Here is a 22,423-nt window from a genome sequence, read left to right as displayed (position 1 = left end):
CGCCAGATGCGGCAGAAATTCAGCCCTTCAAATAAGGCAGCATCTCTTTAAAGCTCGAGCTGCCGGAGGACCGCAGCAGCTCGTAGATCATCGTTTCGGTGGATGAGATAAGGGCACCGGCCGCCTGCATGCGCTCCAATCCGATCCTCCAGTTCCATTCCACGCGAGAACCCACGGCATCGGAAGCCACGTGCACCAAATATCCGCGATTGAGCGCTGCCAGCGCCGTCTGCATCACGCAGATGTGAGTCTCCATGCCGCACAGCAGCACAGTGTTGCGATTGCCTGGCAGATTCTTTAGGGAATTGCAAAATTCGTCGCTGCCGAAGCAGCTGAATTCCAGCTTGTCGATGGGGGCGATCTCCGGCAGCAGAGATGCTATTTCAGGAATTGTCGATCCCAATCCGCGCGCGTACTGAGTGGTGACCAGCATCGGCAGCTTCATGATCTTGGCGAGACGGACCAGCAGCTGTCCATTTCGCACCAGTTCCTCTTTGTTGAAGATTGGCGGCAGGAGCTTCTGCTGGATATCCACCACCACCAGGGCACATTCTTCAGCCTGGAGGGGGCGTCGGGCAAACTCAGTTGTATCGGGCGAAGTGTACAGTTTCCCTACGGCGGCAATCATCGGAGTTCACCATCTACACTTTTTCGAAGCGGAACTATTGTAGTCCCCCGCTGAAAGCTCGGGTTCCAGGGGCGAGGCGGGTGACTCTGCCATGCAACGCTCGCGGACCGGCATTCACACGGCCTCTGGGCGGGATCTGATGCGGCGATTGTCCAGAAGCAGCATTGACCATTCCCCGCAGCATACATAAAATCGATGGTGGAGAACGGTTCCAGCCGTAAATCCTGAAATAACTGCCTTTTCGCTGCCCCCTCGTTCAATGGTAGGACAGCTGACTCTGGATCAGCATATCGGGGTTCGAATCCCTGGGGGGCAGCCAATATACCCAACAACTTAGCTACTGCACCCATTCGTCTCTGTGGGGACTTTCAGCGCTCGCAAGTAGCGTAACTGTGGTAGCCACGTGATTACTGTGTGCAAGCTTCTGCATCCACCTTCGAATGCAGGACCGGAAACCCGGTGTTTTCTTCATAACAATTGGCAATGGAATTGCCGCTGTTCGAATGAGTCTTGCGACACGGAAGGAGGCCACATGAGACAGCGCACCGTTGCAAAAGGTCTAATTGTGCTCCTCGCACTGGTGATGGCTTTATCAGCCGCGGCTCCCGCTTGCGCATCAACGATCGTTGAGGAAGCAGCGCCCCATTGCACGATCGCGACGGCGCAAGATCTATCGCCTGGAGTAGTTAATGGTACGGTCGACCTTCTTGGATCAGTAAGCACGGCCTCGAATTGCGGCGCGAATGGCGCCTTCTTCAGCCTTCCGCCAGTGTCGGCCGCAGACTCGATCAACATCGACTTAATCTCAAATGCTAATGCGTTCTTGGTGGAGCCGGCATTGTGGGACGCTTCGGCAAACGTCACTTGCAGTCGGTGTCCCTGGCACTCCATTTCATGAGTTGATTACAAACTTCATCGCCCCAACCAGTGCTGTCTTTTATGTATCAGTAACTCCCCTGAATGGCGCGTCGGAGGGAACCTACGATTTGTCGGTAACCCTTCCATCTGCTATCCCGGAACCGAGCACTCTGCTTCTGGTGTTCTCTGGGATTGCAGGTCTGAGCCCCTGGCGGCGCCGGTCCACAACCCGCCGTAAGGTAAGTTAATTCGTTGTGACTGAGTGCAAAGTTGGAATAGTTGGTTGTATTCGCCTTGCTATTAAGCAATACCATTGCTGTCCGGGGAAAATTGCGTAAAGTTGTCGTAAACGGTTGACTGGTCGTGGATAAGTAGTTTTGACGTCGGGAACGATTTGAATTCAAAAGGGCTGTTCACAACAACTACGTCCATGTTGACGGTCACTGGGGCGACTTAGCTCCTGCGACCCGCCGTGTCGCAGGCAAGCTAGTTGACTCGCAGCCGGGCAAAAAGGGGGACGCCCATTCAGAGACTGTTGCACCGCATTGACGTGCCGATTGTCGGCGCCAAGCTGAAACTGCAGAACGCGATAACGGGAGCCGTGTACAACACGAGTTCGGACGCTGACGGCACTTTTGCTTTTGACGGCGTTCCAGCTGGCACATATGTGTTGCATATCGATGCCGGCAGAGTAGGACCCGATCGGGAGTACGACTCAAGCGACTCATTACTTGCACTCGCTCCGAGTGCAAAGCGCGATGCGCTTCTTTTGCGACGTCAAGAGGCAGGTGGCGGCAGTTGTGGTGGCACATCTCTGGAACTGCAAGACAGCTCACGATGAGATTCCATCTGTGGGGCGTCGGGAAGTAGTCCGACGCCCAACAATGCCTTCTACCTCCTCCCCAGCGGGGACGTGTGACCCATCCCCCGAGTCCTCCGTGAATCCGGCGCGACATTCACCGTTTTTCTGTCAGAGCGCCAAGCGTGGCGCGCAAGTCTTTCATCATCAGCATCAGGTGGAGTTCAAGGCCAGGGCAGCTCTCAAAGCCGTACTTTCGGTAAAACGCTGCAGCTTCGGCGTCGATGGCGTGAACCAAGACGGCGCGGCCGCCGATGATCTCCGCCCCTGCATAGGCCCGTTGCAAGGCGTCTTTCAGCAGAGCAGCGCCAAGGCCTTGGCCCTGCTCTGCCTTGTCAAGGGCTAGGCGCGCAAGCAGCACAATTGGAATTGGCTCTGAGGCCGATCTGCTTGCCCGAGCAGTCGCTTCTTTCCGTGAGACGCTCCCCGGAGCAAGAGAGTAGTAGCCGACCACCCGGAGATTTCGGTGCACGACGTAGGTGCGCGTGTCGCCGCTGGCCTGGTTCATGCGGGCAAAGCGCTTCAGCCAATCTGTAAGGGAAACGTGCTTGCCGCAGTCAAACTGGCTGACGTCGTGATTGGAGGTCAGCAGTTCGACCGCAGAGAGGGGCGGCTTTGTTTGCGATTCGTTCAATTAGCGTTCAAGAACCGACTCCTGCGAGAACAGTCTTTGTAACGACGGGATGACCTTTGCAGGGCGGTCGAGCGCTTCCGCGAAACGTGCAAATTGGGACGGAGCCAGTTCGAAGTGTTTCTGGTCAGCGAGCGCCACCTCAGCGGCGCTGCAGGCGCTCTGCACGATGAAGCGCGTCACCTTCTCGCCTCTTTTCGCCGCTCCGAGCCGAATCAGGCGCTCCTCAGCGGCGGATGCGCGGAAATTAATCCTCTGTGACTTCGCCGTCTGTTTCTTACCTGCCGTCGCCATAACATTCTCCGTTGTACATACAATGTGCGTACACACATAGAGGCTACGCTCTTGGTCTCCGGTTGTCAAGTCTCCTGTGCCATAACTGTGCCATGCGGTCCGAGCCCCTGTGCGCCAACGCGCGATTCTTCAATACTTCGAACGCGGTGCTTCCCTGCGGGCTTGCGGTTACGCAAGTCACTGAATCAGAATGGCGTTGCCAGAGATTCCGCCTCGACTGCTGTAAAACTCTGGATCAGCATATCGGGGTTCGAATCCCCTGGCAGGCAGCCCAATAGATTCAGCAACTTCACGCCTTCCTTCTCCCACCAATATCCGTTGATTGTGGCGCAGCTGCATTTCTTAGCGGAGTCTTTTGTCTCGAGGCGATCCCGTTGTCTTTGATAGAGTCCTCGAATCGTTATCGATGTTTTAGAGCCTCAAGCTCTTCCATCGTTCTTGGCCAATCCGACTGCAGCAGTCGCGACAGACTTCGATCCGCCAGCAGCTTTCCCCCGGTCTGGCAGCGAGCACAGTAGTTGGTTTCATTGTCAGCGTAGCGGATGCGCTGAATCTTTTCGCCACATCTCGGACAGGGTTTCCCGTAACGACCGTGTACTGCCATCCCTTTGCGAAAGGCGGTCACGTTTTCAGGGAAGCCGTTCTCCGCTTCGCTGCGAAGCCGGTCGATCCATAACTTCATAGTGTCGCGAACCGCTGTGAATAGCCGCTCCCACTCCTCCGCTCTTAGTTTTTGCGTAAGAGTGATGGGAGACAGTTGTGCTGCATGCAGGATTTCATCCGAATAGGCGTTACCGATTCCGCTGATGATGCGAGGATCGGTAAGTGCCCTCTTGAGCGTGCGATTTTCGGCGCGGAGCGCCTGGCGAAATGCATCGAGATCGCTGGCGAAAATGTCGATTCCACCAGGGTCAACCGATTGGAGACTCTCCTTCCCGCGCAGAATATGCAGCGACGCCCGACGCTTGAGGCCGGCTTCGGTGAGTACGAGCGAGCCGTTGGGAAAATCAAAAGCCGCCAGACTCTGGCGTCCCGCCAATTTTGCTCCTCGCTGTCGCCAGTGCAGCCGCCCAGCGATCATCAAATGCAGCACCAGCCAGAGATCGCCCTCGACTCCAATAGCTATTCGTTTGCCGATGCGTCGCAACTCACGCACGTTGCGCCCCTCCACCTCCGCCAGGGATGGTTCCGTGGTACGCAGCAGGAACGGACTCGCCAGCCGTATCTGCTGGACAGGCTGTGCCACGATTCGCGATTCAAGCGCGTGGATATAGGTGACGATGTCGGGCAGTTCCGGCATATATCCAATGCTCTCTAAGATAGGCCGTGAATCGGTTCAATCGTCGCGTATCAGGTTTCGTGCTAAAATCCGCCGCTATTCCGGCATGATCCCGATCCAGCAAGTGCTGGCCTGATATTAGCCAAATTCATCAGTATGGCGCGAATCTTTGGCTTTAGGGGGTGACCAGTTGTGGAGGAGCATCAAAAGCCTCGCGCTTGCTTCGGTTCTGATCGTCCTGGCCTCCAGCGTTCTCCTGCTTTCCGATCTTGACCGGCGAAAACCGGGCAGCAACGATTCCCACAATGCCCACAACGCCCTCAACAAAAAGAGGTGGAAGCTTTATCTAATCGAGTACAACGACGTGCTGGACGTCAAAGAGTCTGAACGGGGCGTACTCGATGGGCTGCGCGATTCCGGGCTGAAAGAAGGACATGACTATGTAACTCAGATTCTGAACGCGCAGGGAGACATGGCCACCGTCAGCGCGATGATCGATGCGGCCGTGACGGGCGGCGCCGATATGCTGATAACATTTTCCACCCCCACATTACAGGCAGCAATCCAACGCGCTCCATCCTTGCCCATCGTGTTCACCTACGTGGCAAATGGTCTGATCGCCGGGGCCGGGCGAAGCGAGACCGATCATCTGCCCAACCTTACTGGCGTCAATCTCACGCCGCCGAGTGAAGACATGGTGGCTTTGATTCGCACCTGGTTCCCGCGGGTAAAACGAGTGGGGACGCTTTTCGTTCCCTCGGAAGTGAATATGGTGTATATGCTGAACCAGCTGCAAAAAGCAGCTCATCCGCGAGAAATTAAAGTGGTTTCAGTTCCGGTGAGCACCGCAACCGAAATTCCAGACGCCGCGGCTGCCCTGACCAGTCGTCACATCGACGCCATTTGCCAGATTCCCGGTAATTTGACTGCATCCGCTTTCGGAAGCATCAACCAGGCGGCCATCCGGGCGAAGTTGCCGGTTTTTGCTTTTCAACGACAGCAAGCAAATGATGGGGCCCTGGTCGTGTTGGCACGGGACTTCGCGGGTGCAGGCCGCCAATCCGCTGCCCTGGCGGTACGCATCATGAGAGGTGAAGATCCCGCCCATATTCCACTGGAGTGGTTCACCAAGACCTCGGTGGTCCTCAACCTCAATGCCGCACGCGAACTGGATCTGCAACTACCGCCGGCGTTAGTGCGCTCCGCAAACGAAGTTCTTGGGGAGACAGATGCAAATCAGCGAGCAACAGCGCGGTGATGTGCTCGAGCTGAGCATCAAGGGACGGTTGGACAATTATTGGTCCGAGTTCCTTGCTCAAAGACTCAACACTGCCGTAAACGACGGCGCCCTCCATCTTCGCCTCGATCTCTCCGACGTTAATTTCCTCAGTTCCGCAGGTATTGGCATTTTGATGCGCGTCTACCGGCAACTCCGAGCCATCCACGGAACCTTCGTAATCGATAAAGCCTCCGAGCGTGTCCGCTCAACCCTAAAGCTGGTTGCGCTGGAGCCCATCTTGTTCGGCGATGGCAAGCAGGCGATCGCTGCCTCCGCGACAACTGCACCCAACAATACCATAGAGACGGAATGTGGCACGGTTGAGGTCTATAACTTGTCTCCCACGGCACGAATGGAGTGCCGGCTCATCAACTCTCCCAGTGTGGTCAAGAGAGGGAACATCTCTGCAGAAACGTGCCAAACGCGGCAATTGTCCGATTCTCATCTGGCGCTCGGAATTGGGGCACTGGGGGCGGATTATGATGACTGCCGATGTCGATTCGGGGAATTTGTTGCTCTTGGCGGATGCTGTGCGCATCTTCCCACCGATGGCGCCTCTGTTCCCGACTACCTGGTCTCCGCTGAAGAGTTCGTGCCCGAGATACACGTTCTCTATGGCATCGAGTGCCATGGAATGCCGACACAGTTTTTGCGTTTTGACTCCCGGCGCGATGTGCGATGGACACTGTTCGAGATCGTCCGCCAGTCTCTGAACATCTCGGGTTCAACTACGATTGCGATTGCCATGATTGCGGAGGCGTCGAGAGTTGTAGGCGCCGCCTTAAGATCCTCGCCGGCAGCAGTGCCCACAGAACTGGACTTCCCGAAAATTAGAGAGTGCATTTCATTCGCGCCGGAGATCACTGGCACGCGTTCCACGGTCGCCGCCGCCGGCATTGTCAGCTCCGATGCCTGGCCGGAAGTACTTCCATTCCTCCGGCCCTTGGATCCCGATAGCGCTATCCGCGGCCACTTCCATGCTGCTCTGTTCCCTTACCGTCCCATCCAGCGTGGACTACTTGAACTGCCGGCAACTGCGCATAACGCCTTTCAGTCGCAGGTTGTCACCTCCGTACTGCATCTGCTCAACGATCAGCGTCCGATCAACGGCGCAGGTGATACTACGCTGGTGCGCGGCGCCTGCTGGATCGGCCGGCTTAATTTTCATCCGGATGGGAACATATGACTCTACTCGTCAGCGCCTGGACAATCGGCCTTATCCTGTCGCTTCTCGCCTTGGGCACCTACATCAGTTTTCGGATCTTCTCTTTTCCCGATATCACCGTCGACGGTTCGCTGACCCTCGGCGCTTCCGTGGCCGCCATTCTGATCGTGAAAGGACACAATCCTCTGTGGGCCACTGCGGCAGGCGCGGTCGCGGGCGCACTCGCGGGCACAGCCACGGGGTTGTTTCATACGCGCTTCGGTATAAACAAACTGCTTGCTGGAATCCTCACCATGACCGCTCTTTATTCCATCAATCTTCATGTGATGGGCAAAAGCAATCTGCCCCTTATGTCCAGCCGCACTCTTCCGAGCCTCGGGGAGAGTGCCGCCCAGCGCATATGGTCTGCGCATGTGGTCCATATCCTGGGCTGGGAAATTGCCCTACGCGATGCCACCTCGCTGTTTTTTGCCTTTCTCTCGGCGATCGTAATCGGATTGGCACTCTATGGTTTCTTCCGCACCAACCTGGGCACCGCCATGCGCGCCACCGGCGACAACCCGCAGATGATCCGCGCTCTTGCGGTGAGCGTCGAAAACATGACGGTTCTCGGTTTGGCATTGTCCAACGGGCTGGTCGGGTTGTCCGGGGCGATGCTCGCTCAGTATCAAGGCTTCGCCGACGTGCAGATGGGAATCGGCATGGTGGTTTGGGGCTTGGCTAGCGTCATTATCGGCGAAGCCCTGATCAGTTCCAGCAACCTGGCTTTCACCATAGCAGGAACCATAATTGGATCGGTGCTGTTCCGGCTGATGGTGGCTATCGCACTCCGCTGGGGTCTGGATCCGAACGACCTGAAACTGATTACGGCTGCCTTCGTTTTTGTTGCGCTGGTGGTGCCATCTATCACACGTCGGTTTCATATTCGACGCCTCAAATTACGCCATGCTCACGCTGCGTGAGGTGACCAAGACCTTCAAGGCTGATGCCGGCAATACCGTGCTGGCATTGGACCACGTTTGCCTGGAAATCGAAGCCGGCTCTTTCGTGGTGGTGATTGGAACCAACGGCTCGGGTAAGAGCACCTTGTTGAATGCCATTGCGGGGTCGGTCTTGCCGGATGGCGGCAGCATCCATTTGGGCGGACGCAACATCACCCATTGGCCGGAGCACCGCCGCGCGCGGCTTATCAGCCGCGTTTTCCAGAATCCATTTAGCGGGACCGCTCCCAATTTGACCGTCGGAGAGAATCTTGCCCTTGCCTCCAGACGCGGTCAACCTCGCGGCCTGGGCTGGGCGCTGGGCCGCCGCTCAGGCGCAGAGCTCCGCCATCAGCTGGCCAGCCTTGGTTTGGGATTGGAAGACCGCTTCCAAACTCCCATCGGCCTGCTTTCCGGCGGGCAGCGGCAGGCGATCACATTGATGATGGCAACCCTCGTCCGCCCTGAGCTGCTCTTACTCGATGAACACACCGCCGCCCTCGACCCCAAAAGCGCCGAGCAGATCATTCGCCTTACCCGCCAGGTTGTCCAGCATCACCATCTGACCACCCTCATGGTCACCCATTCCATGCAGCAGGCGGTCAATGTGGGAGACCGCCTGGTGATGATGTACGAAGGCCGAACCACCATCGATTGCTGTGGTACGGCCAAGCAGCGCCTGCAGGTCGAGGAGCTCTTGCATCGCTTCGAAGAGTTGCGTCGCCGCGAACTGCTCGACGAAAGCGCTGCCGAGATGCTCCGGTCGGCATACGTGTAGGCGAAGTTTGATGCTACGCACGAACCGCTTTTCGGCATCCTCAAAGAAATTTGTTGAATCCGGGCAGGTGCGAGGCATGTCAACTCATGCGAAGGTATGAATCCATACCCTTCCGATAGTTTCGTCCCTGCATTTCTGACTTGAATTGCGAGTCGTGCATTGATCAAGCGTTCTTTCACCACCAAATTCAAATAAGGGAGAACTCGCCATGACACAGGGCATAACCCCCATCGACAAAATTCTCTATACCGCCAAAGCGCACACGACAGGTGGCCGGGAGGGAGGAGCATCGCGCACCTCCGACGGCCACTTGGATGTCAGGCTTTCGGTTCCCGGAACCCACGGCACCGGTACGAATCCAGAGCAGTTGTTCGCTGTGGGTTGGTCAGCGTGCTATCTGTCGGCTATAAAGATCGTCGCCGGCAGAATGAAAGTCAGGCTGCCAGTGGATGCTGCCGTTGACGCCGAAGTGGACTTGGGCACAACCAATGGTGGTTATTTCATTCAGGCTCGTCTCAATGTAAGCCTGCCAGGTATAGACCGCGAAGTTGCCCAGAAACTCGTGGAGGGAGCACACTTGGAGTGTCCATATTCCAAAGCCACCCACGGCAACATCAACGTTGTGACCAATTTGATCGACAGCGGAGGCGCCACACAGGTAGCTTGATCCGCAATGCGATGGTCGAAACGCGACGGTCGTTACCACGCAGCGCTGGAGGCAGCCATCCAGGCCCGGTCACGCGCTACCGCTCGTTCGCCACGTTGACGGACCCGGACGGAAATGGCTGGCTCATCACCGCGCGGCGCGACCTGGCGTACGCGCTCATGGAGCACTGGGCCTGGTGATTTTGGTGGATGCGCTGCCCCGCGTTGGCGAACCCGGAACGCAGTACACGATGAGCCCGAACGGTGCGAGAATAGTGATCGAGGAAATGATTATTCGTTTCCGCACAGGAGCAACTCCGGCATAGCCGGAGAAAGCAATGTCAGCTATAGGCAAGTTGATGAAGTGGGGCAGTCTTGCTGCCCTTATTTATTCGTTAGTGTATTTCCGCGGCGACAAACGCTACACCAGGATGAAAGCAATGTAGGGCGTGCGGATGCACGAACTCACGATCGCTCTAAACATCGTGGATGGCGCGCTGGAAGAGATGCAGCGCCGGGGCATTTCGCAGGCTTCCGCAATACACCTCCGCCTCGGCAGGCTCTCAGGTGTGGATAAAGATGCACTGCTGTTTTCTTATGGGGTCGCATCTGAGGAGACGCCTCTGGCAAAATCCCGGCTAATCATCGAGGATGTAGACGTCGTGGTCCTCTGTTCCGCATGCGGATCAGAGCGGCCGATCGAATCATTTCCGATATTGATATGCGCCGAATGTGGGGCACTCGCCGCGCGCGTGGTTCACGGCGAGGAATTAGAAATTACCGGAATGGAGATTGACGGATGAGCGAACCACGCATGGTAGAGGTTCGACGCAAGATTCTGAAAGAGAATGATCTCGTGGCCCGCCGCCTGCGTGACCGGTTCCACCGCGCCGGGGTGCAGGTGATTAGTTTGGTTTCGAGTCCGGGCGCCGGCAAGACTACGCTCCTCGAACGAGTACTCACTGACCTCGGCCGTGATCACCGGATTGCTGCCCTGGTGGGGGATCTTGCGACTGAAAATGATGCTGCCCGCTTGGCCCGTTTCGGTGCCCCAGTAAAGCAGATCACAACCGGCACGGTTTGCCATCTCGATGCCACCATGGTGGAAAGAGCAGTTGAAACCTGGACGCTGGAAGAATTCGATTTCCTTTTCATCGAGAATGTTGGGAATCTGGTGTGTCCTTCGAGCTTCGATCTGGGCGAAAACCTGCGCATAGTCCTCGTTTCTACTCCGGAAGGTGAGGACAAGCCGCTCAAGTATCCGACAATTTTTAACACCGCGGATGCAGCGTTGGTGACCAAGCTGGATCTGACTGATGTGCTGGGCTTCGATCTCGACGCGCTGATCCAGAACATTCAACTGGTGCGCCCCGGCATGCCGGTTCTGAAAGTGTCTGTGCGCACCGGGCAGGGCATTACAGAATTTGAGCAATTCCTGCTGAAGCGGCGCTCCACATTGGAATCGGCCCCCACCGTGTAGGACCTATCTCCTCGTGACTGCCATCACTGCGGCGAAGAGATCGCCAGACGCGCCTCTTACACCGCCGCCTCGGCCAGCTCGGGCACATCGCCTTCGGAGCGCTGTTCCTCTGACGGCAGCCCCTCATGTCGTCGCGCCACCAGCATGTAAATCGACGGCACTACGAACAATGTGAATATCGTTCCAATGATCATGCCGCTGACCAGCATGATGCCGATGCTGTTGCGCGCGCCGGCTCCGGGACCCTTGGCCAGCACCAGTGGGAAGTGGCCGACCACGGTAGCGGCGGTGGTCATCAAAATCGGGCGCAGACGAGTGGTGGCCGCCTCGATCACCGCAGCCAGCTTTTCCTTTCCTGTCTCCTGCAGATGGTTGGCGAATTCGACGATCAGAATGCCATTCTTGGACACCAAACCCACCAGAGTAATCAGTCCCACCTGGCTGTAGATGTTAAGCGTCGTGAAGCCCAGGAACGAAAACAACAGCGCGCCAGAAATCGCCAGGGGCACTGATCCGGCAAGAATAATGAAGGGATCGCGGAAGCTTTCGAACTGCGCCGCCAGCACAAGATAGATCAAGACTGCCGATAGCAGGAACGTTCCAAGAAACTTGCTTCCCTCCACCCGCAGCTGACGCGACTCGCCCGCGTAGTCAATGTTGAAGCCCTGCGGCAACATCTTCTTGGCTTCGGTCTCCAGAAAACTCAGTGCCTGATCGAGCGGGACCCCTGGCGGGATTACGCCCTGAATCCGCACTGCATTGAGCTGCTGGAATTTCTTTAGCTCGCGCGGCTCCGTGGTCGTCTTCAACGAAGCAAAGGTCGACAGCGGGACAAGTTTGTTATCCGCCCCTCTGACGTAGATCTGCGAAAGTTGTTCCGGCGTCAAGCGCTCGACGCGCTTGACCTGTGGAATCACTTTATAGCTCTGCCCCTGGATGCTGAACCGATTCACGTAGTTTCCACCGAGCATGGTGGAAAGATCCTTGCCAACCTGGCTCAGATCCACGCCTTCCGAGCGCAGTTTGTCACGGTCAAAGACAACCTCGGCCTGCGGCTGGTCAAACTTCAAGTCAGAGTCAGCGTAGATGAACATCCCGCTGGCAAATGCCTTTGCCACAAGCTGATTCGCGATCTGGACGAGCTGCTGCGGCTCAGCTGAGGAAGCGATCACGAAATCGACGGGAAAATTCCCGCCGCCCGGCAGCGGGGGTGGGGTTAGCGGAATTACGCGAACCCCGGCAATCTTCGATAAGGGCCCCGTCGACGCCACCAGCAGTTGCTGCGCGGTTCTCTTGCGCTGGCTCCAGGGTTTGGTCACCATGCCACCAAAGCCACCGTTGGGATCCATGATCTGAAAGACGCTCTCGCTTTCGGGGAAAGAGTGGTACACGTCATAGATCTGGGTCGAGAAGAGCTTGGTCTGATCAATGGTTGAGTTGGCCGATGCCTGCACGACACCGAAGACCACTCCCTGGTCTTCCGCCGGAGCCAGCTCGCGCTGCGAAAACATGTAGAAAGGAACGATCAGCAGCGCGACAATTACCCACACACCGAGAACTACCGGCCGGTATTGCAGCGTGCCCGTGAGGGTTCGCGCGTAGGCCCTGCGCACGCTCTCAAAACGACGATTGATCCAGCCGGAGAAACCCTTCTCAGTGTCCCCGGCACGCAGCAACTTCGAGCCCATCATGGGCGACAGAGTCAAGGCGACAATGCCGGAAACCACCACGGCGCCCGCCAGAGTAAACGCAAATTCGCGGAAGAGCGCGCCCGTCAATCCTCCCTGGATACCGACGGGGGCATACACCGCCGCGAGCGTGATGGTCATCGCGATGATCGGGCCCACCAGCTCACGGGCGGCGTCAATCGCTGCGCGGAAGGGGGTCTTGCCTTGGTGTAGATGTCGTTCTACGTTCTCCACCATGACGATGGCGTCGTCCACCACCAGTCCGACCGAAAGCACGATCGCCAGCAACGTCAGCAGGTTGATCGTAAATCCCGCCACCAGCATCAGGAAAACAGCGCCAATCAGCGAGATGGGAATCGCGACGATCGGGATCAGCACGGAGCGGAACGAGCCCAGGAAGAGGAAGATGACCACAATGACGATCAACAGGGTCTCGCTCAGCGTGCTCAAGACTTCCTTGATCGCGTCCTGAATATAGGCCGTGGAATCGTAAGGGATCCCCACCTTCATACCGGCCGGCAATTGCTCTCGAATCCCCGGAATCGCTTCTCGAACCTTTTGAATGACCTCGAGCGAGTTCGCCGTGGGCAGCACCCAGATACCCATGAAGGTGGCGGCCTCCCCGTTGAAGCGAACATCCTCGTCATAGGTTTCTGCGCCCAGCACCACGTCGGCAATCTCGCCTAAACGAACGATGGTGCTTTTGTCCTGCTTCACCACCAGCTGGCGAAATTCTTCCGCGGTGCGCAAATTGGTATTGGCTACCAGGTTCACCGAAACCATTGAGCCCTTGGTCCGCCCCAGGGCAGAAAGATAGTTGTTGTTCGCCAGCGCGTCCCACACCTGTGATGGGGAGATGCCGAGCGCTGCCATCTTCTCTGGCTTGAGCCACACGCGCATGGCAAAGGTGCGTTTGCCAAGAATATCGGCGCGCTGCACGCCGCTGATCGCGCTCAGCTTAGGCTGAACAACACGGGTCAGGTAATCGGTGATCTGGTTCTGATCCAGTTCGGAGGACGAAAACCCCAGGTAGATCGATGCAAATTGGTTATCGGCGGTTTGCAGCTCGATTACCGGCGCCTCGGCCTCCGGCGGCAAATCATTTCGGACCTGCGCCACCTTCGCCTGAATTTGAGTGAGCGCCGCGTTGGTATCGTAGTTGAGCTTGAGATGGACGGTGATCGTGCTCAGGCCCTGTGCGCTCGACGACTCCATGTAATCGATGCCGTCTGCGCTCGCGATCACTCGTTCCAGGGGAGTCGTGATGAATCCGCGCACCAGGTCAGCGTTGGCTCCGGTATAAACCGTGGTGACCTGCACCTCCGCGATATCGCTGCGCGGATACTGACGTACGCTCAGCGACCTGATGGCCTGAAGGCCCGCGATCAGAATCACCAGGTTCACGCAAATTGCGAGAACTGGCCGCTTAATAAAGAGGTCCGTAAACTTCACTAGTTGTCCTCAGGCCTGGGGTTCGGATTGTTTTCTGGTTGTACCTTATTGTTGACTGCCACCGCCGCGCCGTTGCGCAACTTGAACACTCCTGAGGTCACAACCTCGTCTCCTCGCTTGAGGCCGGAAATAACACCTACCTGGTCACCGCGCGAGCCCGCGACCTTCACGAATTGCTGGCGCACACCGCGGTAAGTATTTCCCTTGGGGTCCTTGAGATCCGTAACAATAAAGACTGAATCCCCAAACGGAGCGTAACTGATCGCCGATGCCGGCAGCGGAATCACCGTTTGCTGCGCTCCCACTCCCACCTCGACCTGAGAAAACATGCCGGGACGCAGCTTTCCTTCCGGATTGGCCAGGGTCGCTTGAATCTGAACGTTACGCGTAGCCTCATCGACCACCGAATCGATGGCGTTTACGCGTCCCGTGAACTCCAGGCCGGCAAGATTCTCGGTGGTGAGCCGCACGGAATGTCCTACTCGAATCTGACCAAGTACCTCCTGCGGGACACTGAAGTTCACATAAATCGGATTTAAGGATTGAAGCGGCACGATGGGGGCGCCCGCAGCCAGATACTGTCCCAGATTTACCTGACGGATGCCCAGCACCCCGGAGAAGGGAGCCTTGATGGTCTTGCGCTCGATGGTGGCCTTGATCTCGGCAACGTTCGCCTCGGTTTGCCTCTGATCGGCGGTAGCCTTGTCGTAATCCATCTTCGAGATCACGCCTGCTTTCGCCAGTTGCTCGTAGCGGGCATAGTTGATTTTCGCCAAATCCCGCTGCGCCTCATTCGCGGCCAGTTGGGCGCGTTCCTGGCGGGTGTCAAGTTCTACCAGCACCTCTCCCTCGCGGACCGCCTTACCAGACTCGAAGTTGATCCGATCTACAACCCCAGGCAGATCCGCACTCACAGTTACCCCATGCACCGCCACCATCGTCCCGACCACCTTGAGAGTAGTGGGCCAAGTATCCTGTTTCGCCACTATGGTCGTAATAGCTTCCGGCGGAGGCTGGAAGGTATTGGCCTTCACTGCCGCCTGAACCTGCCGCATCTTGAAATAACCAAGCCCCGTGAGCAGCGCCGCCGCCACGGTTAACATCAGGACCATCCTTTTGGCCATAAAACCTTCTGTACCCCACACAAACTTTGGACTGTCAGTGAGCAGCGAAGGTTGCGAAGACACGCCTCCAGACAAAGCTTTCTCTGGAGTGCTACGGTGGGACCCGCCTCAGCAAGGGTTCCGTAATCCTGCTGGACGCATCGCTACGCTACCCCTGACACCGATATCAGTCGGCCTGCCTCACCCAGACTCAAACGGTGTTTCTTATGGGATTCCTTATTTAGGAATAAAGATGAAAAATTTATCTCTTTTTTAGGTCTTGCCGCGCTGGCTCGGTCAAATCGAGGCCATTGAACTGAGGGGGTGGGCGTCAGCGTCTCGCCGGAAATTCCCATCCGATATTAATTTCTGGGACGAGCTTTTCTCACGCCGGATCCCGCGCGAGCCGCAAAGCACTCTTTCAACCGCCTTTCCTTAATTTAAAGTCCGTCGCGTCATCGACCGATGAAGGCAACGTACGTCCCGGAAGTTCCTCACTGACAATTCATTGCGTCGCTTTGTAGGAGCGAACCGAGACAAAAGCACCCGAGCGGGATAGCCCGGTAAGGTTTGGCAATGCTCCTGCTCGTGACGAAATTAGTTTCTTATGGAAAATGCCGAGATTATTAATGAGTTCTTAGTCGAGAGTTACGAGAATCTGGACCGGCTGGATCAGGATCTGATCGTTCTCGAAAAAAATCCTGGCAGCCGCGAGACTCTGGCCAGCATTTTTCGAACGATTCACACCATTAAGGGCACCTCCGGCTTCTTGGCCTTCCATCAACTCGAAGCTCTGACCCACATCGGTGAGAGTCTGCTGGCTCGATTGCGCGATGGCTTGCTCGCCTTGAATCCGGAGATTACAAGCGCGCTGCTGGCCATGGTAGATGCGGTTCGCCAGATGCTGGAAACCATCGAGACCACTGGAAACGAGGGCGAGCGGGACGACCGTGAACTGATCGCAGCCCTAAACCAAGTGCTCGAGCCCAAGCCGGAATCAGGTCCAGCTCCAGAGCCCGCGCCTGCAAAAACAGAAGAGCAGCCGGGGAATTCATCCCCGACGGTGCCGACCCTGGGGGACATTCTCATCAACCACGGCAAGGCCGAGCCCAGCGACGTTATCGAAGCCTTGACGCAGCAGAACGCGGGCGACCCGCGGCACGTAGGCGAGATTCTGGTAGCGAAGGGCGTGTTGAAGCCGCAGGACGTGGTGGACGCGCTCAAGGTGCAGCAACAGGCCCGCGGCCAAAGCGCTAGCGACAGCACCATCCGCGTGGACGTGGCCCAACTCGACCGCTTAATGAATCGGATGGGGGAATTGGTGTTGCTGCGCAACCAGATCGTGCAGTTTACCAACTCCAGCCAGGACAATGAGCTGCTGGGCACCAGCCAACGGTTGAATCTGCTTACCACCGAACTGCAGGAAAGCGTGATGAAGACCCGCATGCAGCCCATCGGCAACGTCTGGAGCAGGTTCCCGCGTACGATCCGGGATATTGCTGTGGCCTACGGCAAATTGGTCCGCATCGAGATGGAAGGCAAGGAGACGGAGCTGGACAAAACCATCATCGAGGCGATCAAGGATCCTCTCACGCATCTGGTGCGCAACGCGGTCGATCACGGTATTGAGCCCCCGGAAGTACGCCGGGCGGCGGGCAAGGATCCCGAAGGACGGCTGTTCTTGCGAGCCTTTCACGAGGGCGGGCAGGTCAATATCGAAATTACCGATGACGGCGCCGGCCTGGATTACGAGAAGATCCGCAATAAAGCGATCCAGAAGGCTTTGATCAACCCCGATCAGGCTACCCGGATGACGGAGCGCGAGATTACCAATCTGATTTTTCTTCCGGGTTTGTCGACGGCGGAAAAAGTCAGCAGTGTATCTGGTCGCGGCGTCGGCATGGACGTGGTGAAAACCAACATTGAAAAGATCGGTGGAACGGTAGACGTGCAATCCCGGCCCGGGCAGGGATCGACGGTGCGGATGAAGATCCCGCTCACGCTGGCCATTATTCCCGCTCTCATCGTAACCACCGCTGGCGACCGCTACGCCATTCCACAAGTCAGCCTGCTCGAGTTGGTGCGCCTCGAAGGGGAGCAGGCGCGCAACGGCCTGGAACTGGTCAATGGCGCTCCCGTATATCGTCTGCGGGGAAAACTGCTGCCCCTGGTCTACCTCAGGAAAGAACTGAAGGCGGAAATGGAAGTGGATCCGATAGCGGCGGCATCGGCTTCGGGGAAAGCGGACGCGCAGAGCGTCAGCATCGTGGTCTTGCGCGCCGATGACCGGCAATTCGGGCTGGTGGTTGACGAAATCAACGACACCGAAGAGATCGTGGTCAAGCCGCTCAGCAAACAGCTGAAAAGCATTAACACCTACGCCGGTGCCACCATCATGGGGGACGGCAAGGTTGCGCTCATCCTCGACGTGCTCGGCCTGGCGCAGCACGCCAGCGTGATTGGCGAGGTTCGCGACCGGGCCGTGGTGGAGTCGGAAGAAAAGCAGTCGCATGCTCTCGCCGGCGCCTGTCAGCGCGCTGCGGTGCTTCTGTTCCAGCATGGGGAGAGCGGAAGAATCGGGATTGATCTCTCGCTGGTGGCGCGGCTGGAAGAATTTCCGCGCGACGCCGTCGAAATCGCCGCCGACCAGGAAGTCGTGCAATACCGCGGCCACATCATGCCCCTGGTTCACGTTTCCGAAATTCTTCAGAGCAGCCGCCAGAAGAAGATCACCAACCAAGGCGAATCCCTGCAGGTAGTCGTCTATACCCACAACGGGCGCAGCGTAGGGCTGGTGGTGGACCGTATTCTCGACATCGTCGAAGAGTCCTTTGTGCTTCAGCCTCAGTCGGGGCGCAAGGGAATTTTGGGTTCGGCGGTCATTCAGAAGCGAGTGACCGACATTTTGGATCTGCCCGGCTTGATAGCCGCAGCGGCCAGCAGCCACTCTTATGCTGCGGCGCTGGCGTAAACCGAGGAAGGCATGGCGAACAACCAGCAATTCTGCACATTTTTCCTGCAAGACCAGTTCTTTGGCGTGCCCGTGCAACAGGTGCAGGAGGTGATCCGGTATCAGGAGATGACGCGCGTGCCGCTGGTCCCGGCGGTGATACGGGGGTTGATCAATCTGCGCGGGCAGATCGTTATGGCTATTGATCTGCGCCGGCGCTTCGGAATAGTGGACCGTCCGGAATCGTCGCTGCCCATGAACGTCGTGGTGCGCACGGAAGACGGTGCCGTCAGTTTCCTTGTCGATGAAATCGGAGACGTGCTGGAAGTCGACGAGCAGACCTTCGAGCGTCCTCCGGAAACATTGCAGGGACCGGCTCAGGACCTGGTACGGGGCGTGTACAAGCTTCAGGACCGGCTCATGTTGGTCCTGGACACGGAACGGGCGGTGGGGGATCGCGAGGGGGTGGTCCGGCAAATTCGCAGCAGAAATTCGGGCGCGACTAATTAAGGAGAAAGCAAATGGCAGCGACCTCGGTAGCAAGAAAATTGCACAAAGACGACAACGGAAACGACAGCGCAAGGAAGCTGGAGTGCTTCGTCAATTCCCGGCCTTACGTTGAGTTCGACGCTGACGGCCACTTCCTTATCAGTAATCAGCTCTTTCTTGACCTTGCCGGCTACACCATGGACGAGATCAAGGGCAAACCATACACCACAATTCTCGACGCGACGGCCGAATTGCAGCAGTTGTGGCGCAACCTGCAGCAGGGAGTTGGTCAGCACGGTTGTTACAAAGCGCGGCGCAAAGACGGCGGAAGGATCTGGCTCGACGCGGCCTATTACCCCATGTTGGATTCGCAGCGGCGGCTGTCGAAAGTGATGCAATTTTGCTGGGACGCCACGGCGCAAAGACTGCACGAAAATGACGTAGACGGGCAACTCGCGGCCATCTCCAAATCGCAAGCGGTGATTGAGTTCCAGATGGATGGCACCGTCATTACTGCCAACCAGAACTTCCTTCAGGTTCTGAGTTACACGCTCGAGGAGATCAAGGGCAAGCATCACAGCATGTTCGTGGAAGAAGCCTACCGTCATAGTCCCGAGTACAAAGAGTTCTGGGCCAAGTTGAATCGCGGCGAGTTCGTTGCTGACGAGTTCAAACGGCTGGGCAAAGGCGGCAAAGAGGTCTGGATCCAGGCGTCGTACAACCCCATCCTGGACGAGGCGGGTCGGCCTTTCAGAGTCGTGAAATATGCCACAGATGTCACCAGGCAGAAGCTGCAGAATGCTGACTACCAGGGGCAGATCGCGGCCATCAACAAGGCACAGGCGGTGATCGAGTTCCACATGGACGGCACGGTCATCACCGCCAATGAAAACTTCCTCAAGGCGCTCGGTTATACGCTCGAGGAGATCAAGGGCAAGCATCACAGCATGTTTGTGGAGGAGGAGTATCGACGCAGTGCCGACTATAAGGAATTCTGGGCGAAGCTGAATCGTGGGGAGTATCAGGCTGCGGAGTACAAGCGCATTGGCAAGGGCGGCAAAGAGGTTTGGATTCAGGCGTCGTACAACCCAATCTTCGATCTGAACAACCGTCCTTTTAAGGTCGTGAAATATGCCACTGACGTCACGCAACGGGTGAAAACGGCGAAGGAAGTCGAGCAGATTTCGCAGGGCCTGGCCAGTGCTTCCGAAGAACTCACCGCCACCAGCCAGCAGATGAGCGCGAACGCGGAAGAGACTTCGGCGCAAGCCAATGTGGTCTCGGCCAGCGCCGAGCAAGTGAACAAGAACCTGCAGACGGTCGCAACCGGCAGCGAAGAGATGAGTGCTAGCATCAAGGAAATCGCCAAGAATGCCCACGAGTCTGCCAAGGTTGCTACCAGCGCCGTGCGCGTAGCGGAGGAGACCAATCAGATCGTCACCAAGCTGGGCGATTCCTCCACGGAAATCGGGCAGGTGATCAAGGTCATCACTTCCATCGCACAACAGACGAACCTGCTGGCGCTGAATGCCACCATCGAGGCGGCTCGTGCGGGGGAGGCGGGGAAAGGCTTCGCGGTAGTGGCCAACGAAGTGAAAGAGCTGGCCAAGCAGACGGCCAAGGCCACCGAAGATATCAGCCGCAAGATCGAAGCCATTCAGGCCGATACCAAGAACGCGGTGGTGGCGATCAGCCAGATCAGCGAGGTGATCAAGCAGGTCAACGACATCTCCAACACCATCGCCAGCGCGGTGGAAGAACAGAATGCCACCACCAACGAGATGGCGCGCAATGTCGGGGAAGCCGCAAAGGGGTCAGGCGAGATCACCAAGAATATCGGGGGGGTCGCGGAAGCCGCCAAGAGCACCAGCCAGGGAGCCAACGACTCGCTGAAAGCGGCTCAGGCTCTGGCCAAGATGTCCAATGATTTGGGCGCCCTGGTCCGACAATTGAATTGTCAATAGCAAGCATGATCGGAACCCGGGTTTCCACTCACATGCGGTGGCGTGACTCCAGCGTCCATCGCCGCAGGAAGCCCCGGTCACACTATAGGACGCACTGACTTCATATTCGCCATGAAGGAGACGTATCCGATGGCCTCAATTGCGAAACCAACATTAGAGGTTCCACCGAGCATGCCGAAAGTTGCGAATCCCGCGCCACTGGGGCTCGCCGCTTTTGGAGTAACCACCGTAGTTTTATCGTGCATCAACGCAGGAGTCCTGCCAAAGGAGGCAATCCCGGCGGTAGTTCCTTTGGCGTTTGCCGTTGGCGGTTTAGCCCAGTTAATCACCGGAGCACTGGAATTCAAGAATGGGAACACGTTTGGAACGGTTGCATTCACCGCTTATGGGACCTTCTGGTGCTGGTACTCCCTGCTGATCTGGACCGTCGGGGCAGGCTGGCTCAAGCCACCCGCCGCCGTGGGAGTGGGTGCCACGTTGTTGATGTGGGGAGTGTTTTCCGGCTACATGTGGATTTGTACATTTAAGGCCAACAAAGGCGTCTTCCTTACATTCCTACTGCTGTGGATTACGTTCTTCCTGCTCGCGGCCGCCGACTTTGGATGGACGAGGGGAAAAACACTTGGCGGGGTGATGGGTCTGGCGACGGGTCTGGCTGCACTCTATGTTTCATTTGCCGAAATGGTGAACGGCACCTTCAGCAAAGAAGTATTGCCTTTGGGCAAGCCCATCATTAGCTAAGAAACTGGTGGTGCGCAGATCGCAGCCTGAGCCCGCCTGCGCACTGCCATCTGTTGGCTGCGCGTGCGGTGGCAGGTATGCAGACTCGAGTTCTGATCGTGGATGGTTCCGTAGTGGTCCGCAAGCTCTTGTGCGATGCCCTGGGAGGCAGTCCCGAACTCCAGGTGGCAGGAACCGCCTCCAGCGGCAGCATTGCTCTGGCCAAGATCCCTCAATTGAACCCCGACGTGATTACGCTAGACATCGAAATGCCGGGCCTGAACGGCATGGAGACTCTCAAGGAGATCCGCAAAAATTACCCCAAGCTGCCGGTCATCATGTTCAGCACATTAACGGAAAGAGGGGCTGCCATCACTCTCGAAGCCCTGTCGATGGGCGCTTCCGATTACGTTACTAAACCGAGCGACAGCGAAAGCCTGGCCAACGCAATGGAGCAGATCCGCTGCGAACTGTGCCGGAAGATTCTCGCCCTGGCCAAGCGCGAAGCCCATGCCGTCGCGGGACCTCGATCCACTTCCCCTGGCAGACGGCCAACTGCCACCAGCCGGATCGAGATTCTCGCCATTGGGAGTTCGACTGGCGGCCCCAACGCACTCGCCGAGGTGATTCCCCGGCTGCCTGAGAATCTGCCGGTGCCGGCGGTGGTGGTGCAGCACATGCCCCCGCTGTTTACCCGCCTGCTGGCAGAACGATTGAATGCACGATCGCGGATTCCGGTGCGGGAGGCGGAAGCGGGACGGCAGCTGGAAGCTGGGCAGGTCTGGATCGCGCCGGGTGATTTCCATATGACCGTGGTCCGCAAGGGGCTGAAGAGTGTTTTGGAACTAAACCAGGACCCACCGGAAAACTCCTGCCGCCCCGCCGTCGATGTCCTGTTTCGCTCTGTGGCCCGCAGCTATGGCCCAGGTGTGCTTGCCGTAGTCATGACCGGCATGGGCTCCGATGGCGCCCGTGGAGCCACCCATATCCGCGAAGCCGGCGGGCAAGTCTTGGTGCAGGATGAAGCTTCCTCGGTCGTCTGGGGCATGCCCGGAGCGGTGGTGAGTTTGCAATGCGTGGACAAGATCTGTCCCTTAGCGGAGCTCGGTCAAGAGATCGTGCGGCGCGTCTCTGCAGGCAGGGCAAAAGGCTTGCTGGCGCACCCGATCGTGCGAACGTAA

Annotated in this window: 20 protein-coding genes and 1 tRNA gene; 15 read left to right on the top strand and 6 right to left on the bottom strand. The window is 57.4% G+C overall.

Annotation, left to right across the window (positions count from 1 at the left end):
* Window positions 1-19 precede the first annotated feature (19 nt).
* The gene (locus tag VEG30_00415) at window positions 20-628 is read right to left on the bottom strand and encodes a hydrolase (protein ID HXZ78362.1); all 609 of its coding nucleotides are present in this window, start codon (window positions 626-628) and stop codon (window positions 20-22) included.
* A gap of 245 nt (window positions 629-873) precedes the next feature.
* Here VEG30_00415 and VEG30_00410 point away from each other — a divergent pair.
* Both VEG30_00410 and VEG30_00405 read left to right on the top strand, forming a co-directional pair.
* A tRNA-Gln gene (locus VEG30_00410) sits at window positions 874-947 on the top strand.
* 1,074 nt (window positions 948-2,021) lie between these two features.
* Window positions 2,022-2,327 carry a carboxypeptidase-like regulatory domain-containing protein gene (locus VEG30_00405; protein ID HXZ78361.1) on the top strand — a complete coding sequence of 102 codons (306 nt, stop codon included), beginning with the start codon at window positions 2,022-2,024 and terminating at the stop codon, window positions 2,325-2,327.
* Window positions 2,328-2,442: 115 nt separating this feature from the next.
* On the opposite strand, the gene VEG30_00400 is transcribed toward VEG30_00405, so the two are convergent.
* The 3 genes from VEG30_00400 to VEG30_00390 all read right to left on the bottom strand — a co-directional run bounded on the left by VEG30_00400 (window position 2,443) and on the right by VEG30_00390 (window position 4,570).
* Window positions 2,443-2,979 (bottom strand): GNAT family N-acetyltransferase, encoded by a 537-nt coding sequence (locus VEG30_00400; protein HXZ78360.1) that lies wholly within the window; start codon window positions 2,977-2,979, stop codon window positions 2,443-2,445.
* Window positions 2,980-3,270 carry a DUF1778 domain-containing protein gene (locus tag VEG30_00395; protein ID HXZ78359.1) on the bottom strand — a complete coding sequence of 97 codons (291 nt, stop codon included), beginning with the start codon at window positions 3,268-3,270 and terminating at the stop codon, window positions 2,980-2,982. It abuts the gene before it with no gap.
* A gap of 400 nt (window positions 3,271-3,670) precedes the next feature.
* Complete coding sequence (locus VEG30_00390) at window positions 3,671-4,570, bottom strand: DNA-formamidopyrimidine glycosylase family protein (GenBank protein ID HXZ78358.1); 900 nt, start codon at window positions 4,568-4,570, stop codon at window positions 3,671-3,673.
* A gap of 169 nt (window positions 4,571-4,739) precedes the next feature.
* On the opposite strand from VEG30_00390, the gene VEG30_00385 reads away from it, so the two are divergent.
* The 8 genes from VEG30_00385 (at window position 4,740) to hypB (ending at window position 10,876) form a co-directional block, all read left to right on the top strand.
* Window positions 4,740-5,807 (top strand): ABC transporter substrate-binding protein, encoded by a 1,068-nt coding sequence (locus VEG30_00385; protein ID HXZ78357.1) that lies wholly within the window; start codon window positions 4,740-4,742, stop codon window positions 5,805-5,807.
* Window positions 5,779-7,014 (top strand): STAS domain-containing protein, encoded by a 1,236-nt coding sequence (locus VEG30_00380; protein HXZ78356.1) that lies wholly within the window; start codon window positions 5,779-5,781, stop codon window positions 7,012-7,014. Before VEG30_00385 ends, VEG30_00380 begins: the two co-directional genes overlap by 29 nt.
* Window positions 7,011-7,955 carry a hypothetical protein gene (locus tag VEG30_00375; GenBank protein ID HXZ78355.1) on the top strand — a complete coding sequence of 315 codons (945 nt, stop codon included), beginning with the start codon at window positions 7,011-7,013 and terminating at the stop codon, window positions 7,953-7,955. The genes VEG30_00380 and VEG30_00375 overlap by 4 nt, the downstream gene beginning before the upstream one ends.
* Window positions 7,939-8,751, top strand: coding sequence for an ATP-binding cassette domain-containing protein (locus VEG30_00370; GenBank protein HXZ78354.1), 813 nt, complete (start codon window positions 7,939-7,941; stop codon window positions 8,749-8,751). Before VEG30_00375 ends, VEG30_00370 begins: the two co-directional genes overlap by 17 nt.
* Window positions 8,752-8,959: 208 nt before the next feature.
* Entirely contained in the window at window positions 8,960-9,418 is a 459-nt protein-coding gene (locus VEG30_00365; protein ID HXZ78353.1) for an organic hydroperoxide resistance protein, read from the top strand.
* 11 nt (window positions 9,419-9,429) lie between these two features.
* Window positions 9,430-9,597, top strand: a complete 168-nt coding sequence (locus tag VEG30_00360) for a hypothetical protein (protein HXZ78352.1) — start codon at window positions 9,430-9,432, stop codon at window positions 9,595-9,597.
* Between the two features lie 254 nt (window positions 9,598-9,851).
* Window positions 9,852-10,199, top strand: a complete 348-nt coding sequence (locus VEG30_00355) for a hydrogenase maturation nickel metallochaperone HypA (protein ID HXZ78351.1) — start codon at window positions 9,852-9,854, stop codon at window positions 10,197-10,199.
* Entirely contained in the window at window positions 10,196-10,876 is a 681-nt protein-coding gene (gene hypB, locus VEG30_00350; protein ID HXZ78350.1) for a hydrogenase nickel incorporation protein HypB, read from the top strand. The genes VEG30_00355 and hypB overlap by 4 nt, the downstream gene beginning before the upstream one ends.
* A gap of 56 nt (window positions 10,877-10,932) precedes the next feature.
* On the opposite strand, the gene VEG30_00345 is transcribed toward hypB, so the two are convergent.
* Window positions 10,933-14,016, bottom strand: coding sequence for an efflux RND transporter permease subunit (locus VEG30_00345; protein ID HXZ78349.1), 3,084 nt, complete (start codon window positions 14,014-14,016; stop codon window positions 10,933-10,935).
* Entirely contained in the window at window positions 14,016-15,140 is a 1,125-nt protein-coding gene (locus VEG30_00340) for an efflux RND transporter periplasmic adaptor subunit (protein ID HXZ78348.1), read from the bottom strand. The genes VEG30_00345 and VEG30_00340 overlap by 1 nt, the downstream gene beginning before the upstream one ends.
* A gap of 586 nt (window positions 15,141-15,726) precedes the next feature.
* On the opposite strand from VEG30_00340, the gene VEG30_00335 reads away from it, so the two are divergent.
* The 5 genes from VEG30_00335 to VEG30_00315 all read left to right on the top strand — a co-directional run bounded on the left by VEG30_00335 (window position 15,727) and on the right by VEG30_00315 (window position 22,423).
* Entirely contained in the window at window positions 15,727-18,090 is a 2,364-nt protein-coding gene (locus VEG30_00335; GenBank protein ID HXZ78347.1) for a chemotaxis protein CheA, read from the top strand.
* A 12-nt stretch (window positions 18,091-18,102) separates the two neighbouring features.
* Window positions 18,103-18,579, top strand: coding sequence for a chemotaxis protein CheW (locus tag VEG30_00330; GenBank protein HXZ78346.1), 477 nt, complete (start codon window positions 18,103-18,105; stop codon window positions 18,577-18,579).
* An 11-nt stretch (window positions 18,580-18,590) separates the two neighbouring features.
* A complete protein-coding gene (locus VEG30_00325; protein ID HXZ78345.1) occupies window positions 18,591-20,522 on the top strand; it encodes a PAS domain-containing methyl-accepting chemotaxis protein in 1,932 nt (643 codons plus the stop codon).
* 171 nt (window positions 20,523-20,693) lie between these two features.
* Window positions 20,694-21,263: an acetate uptake transporter gene (locus tag VEG30_00320; GenBank protein ID HXZ78344.1), complete on the top strand. Its 570-nt coding sequence runs from the start codon at window positions 20,694-20,696 to the stop codon at window positions 21,261-21,263.
* A 77-nt stretch (window positions 21,264-21,340) separates the two neighbouring features.
* On the top strand, window positions 21,341-22,423 hold the full coding sequence (locus VEG30_00315) for a chemotaxis response regulator protein-glutamate methylesterase (GenBank protein HXZ78343.1): 1,083 nt from the start codon (window positions 21,341-21,343) through the stop codon (window positions 22,421-22,423).

Source organism: Terriglobales bacterium (assembly GCA_035624455.1).
Taxonomy (GTDB): domain Bacteria; phylum Acidobacteriota; class Terriglobia; order Terriglobales; family Acidobacteriaceae; genus DASPRM01.
The sequence above is the reverse complement of the archived record's forward strand: the minus strand, read 5'-3'. Positions and strand labels throughout refer to the sequence as shown.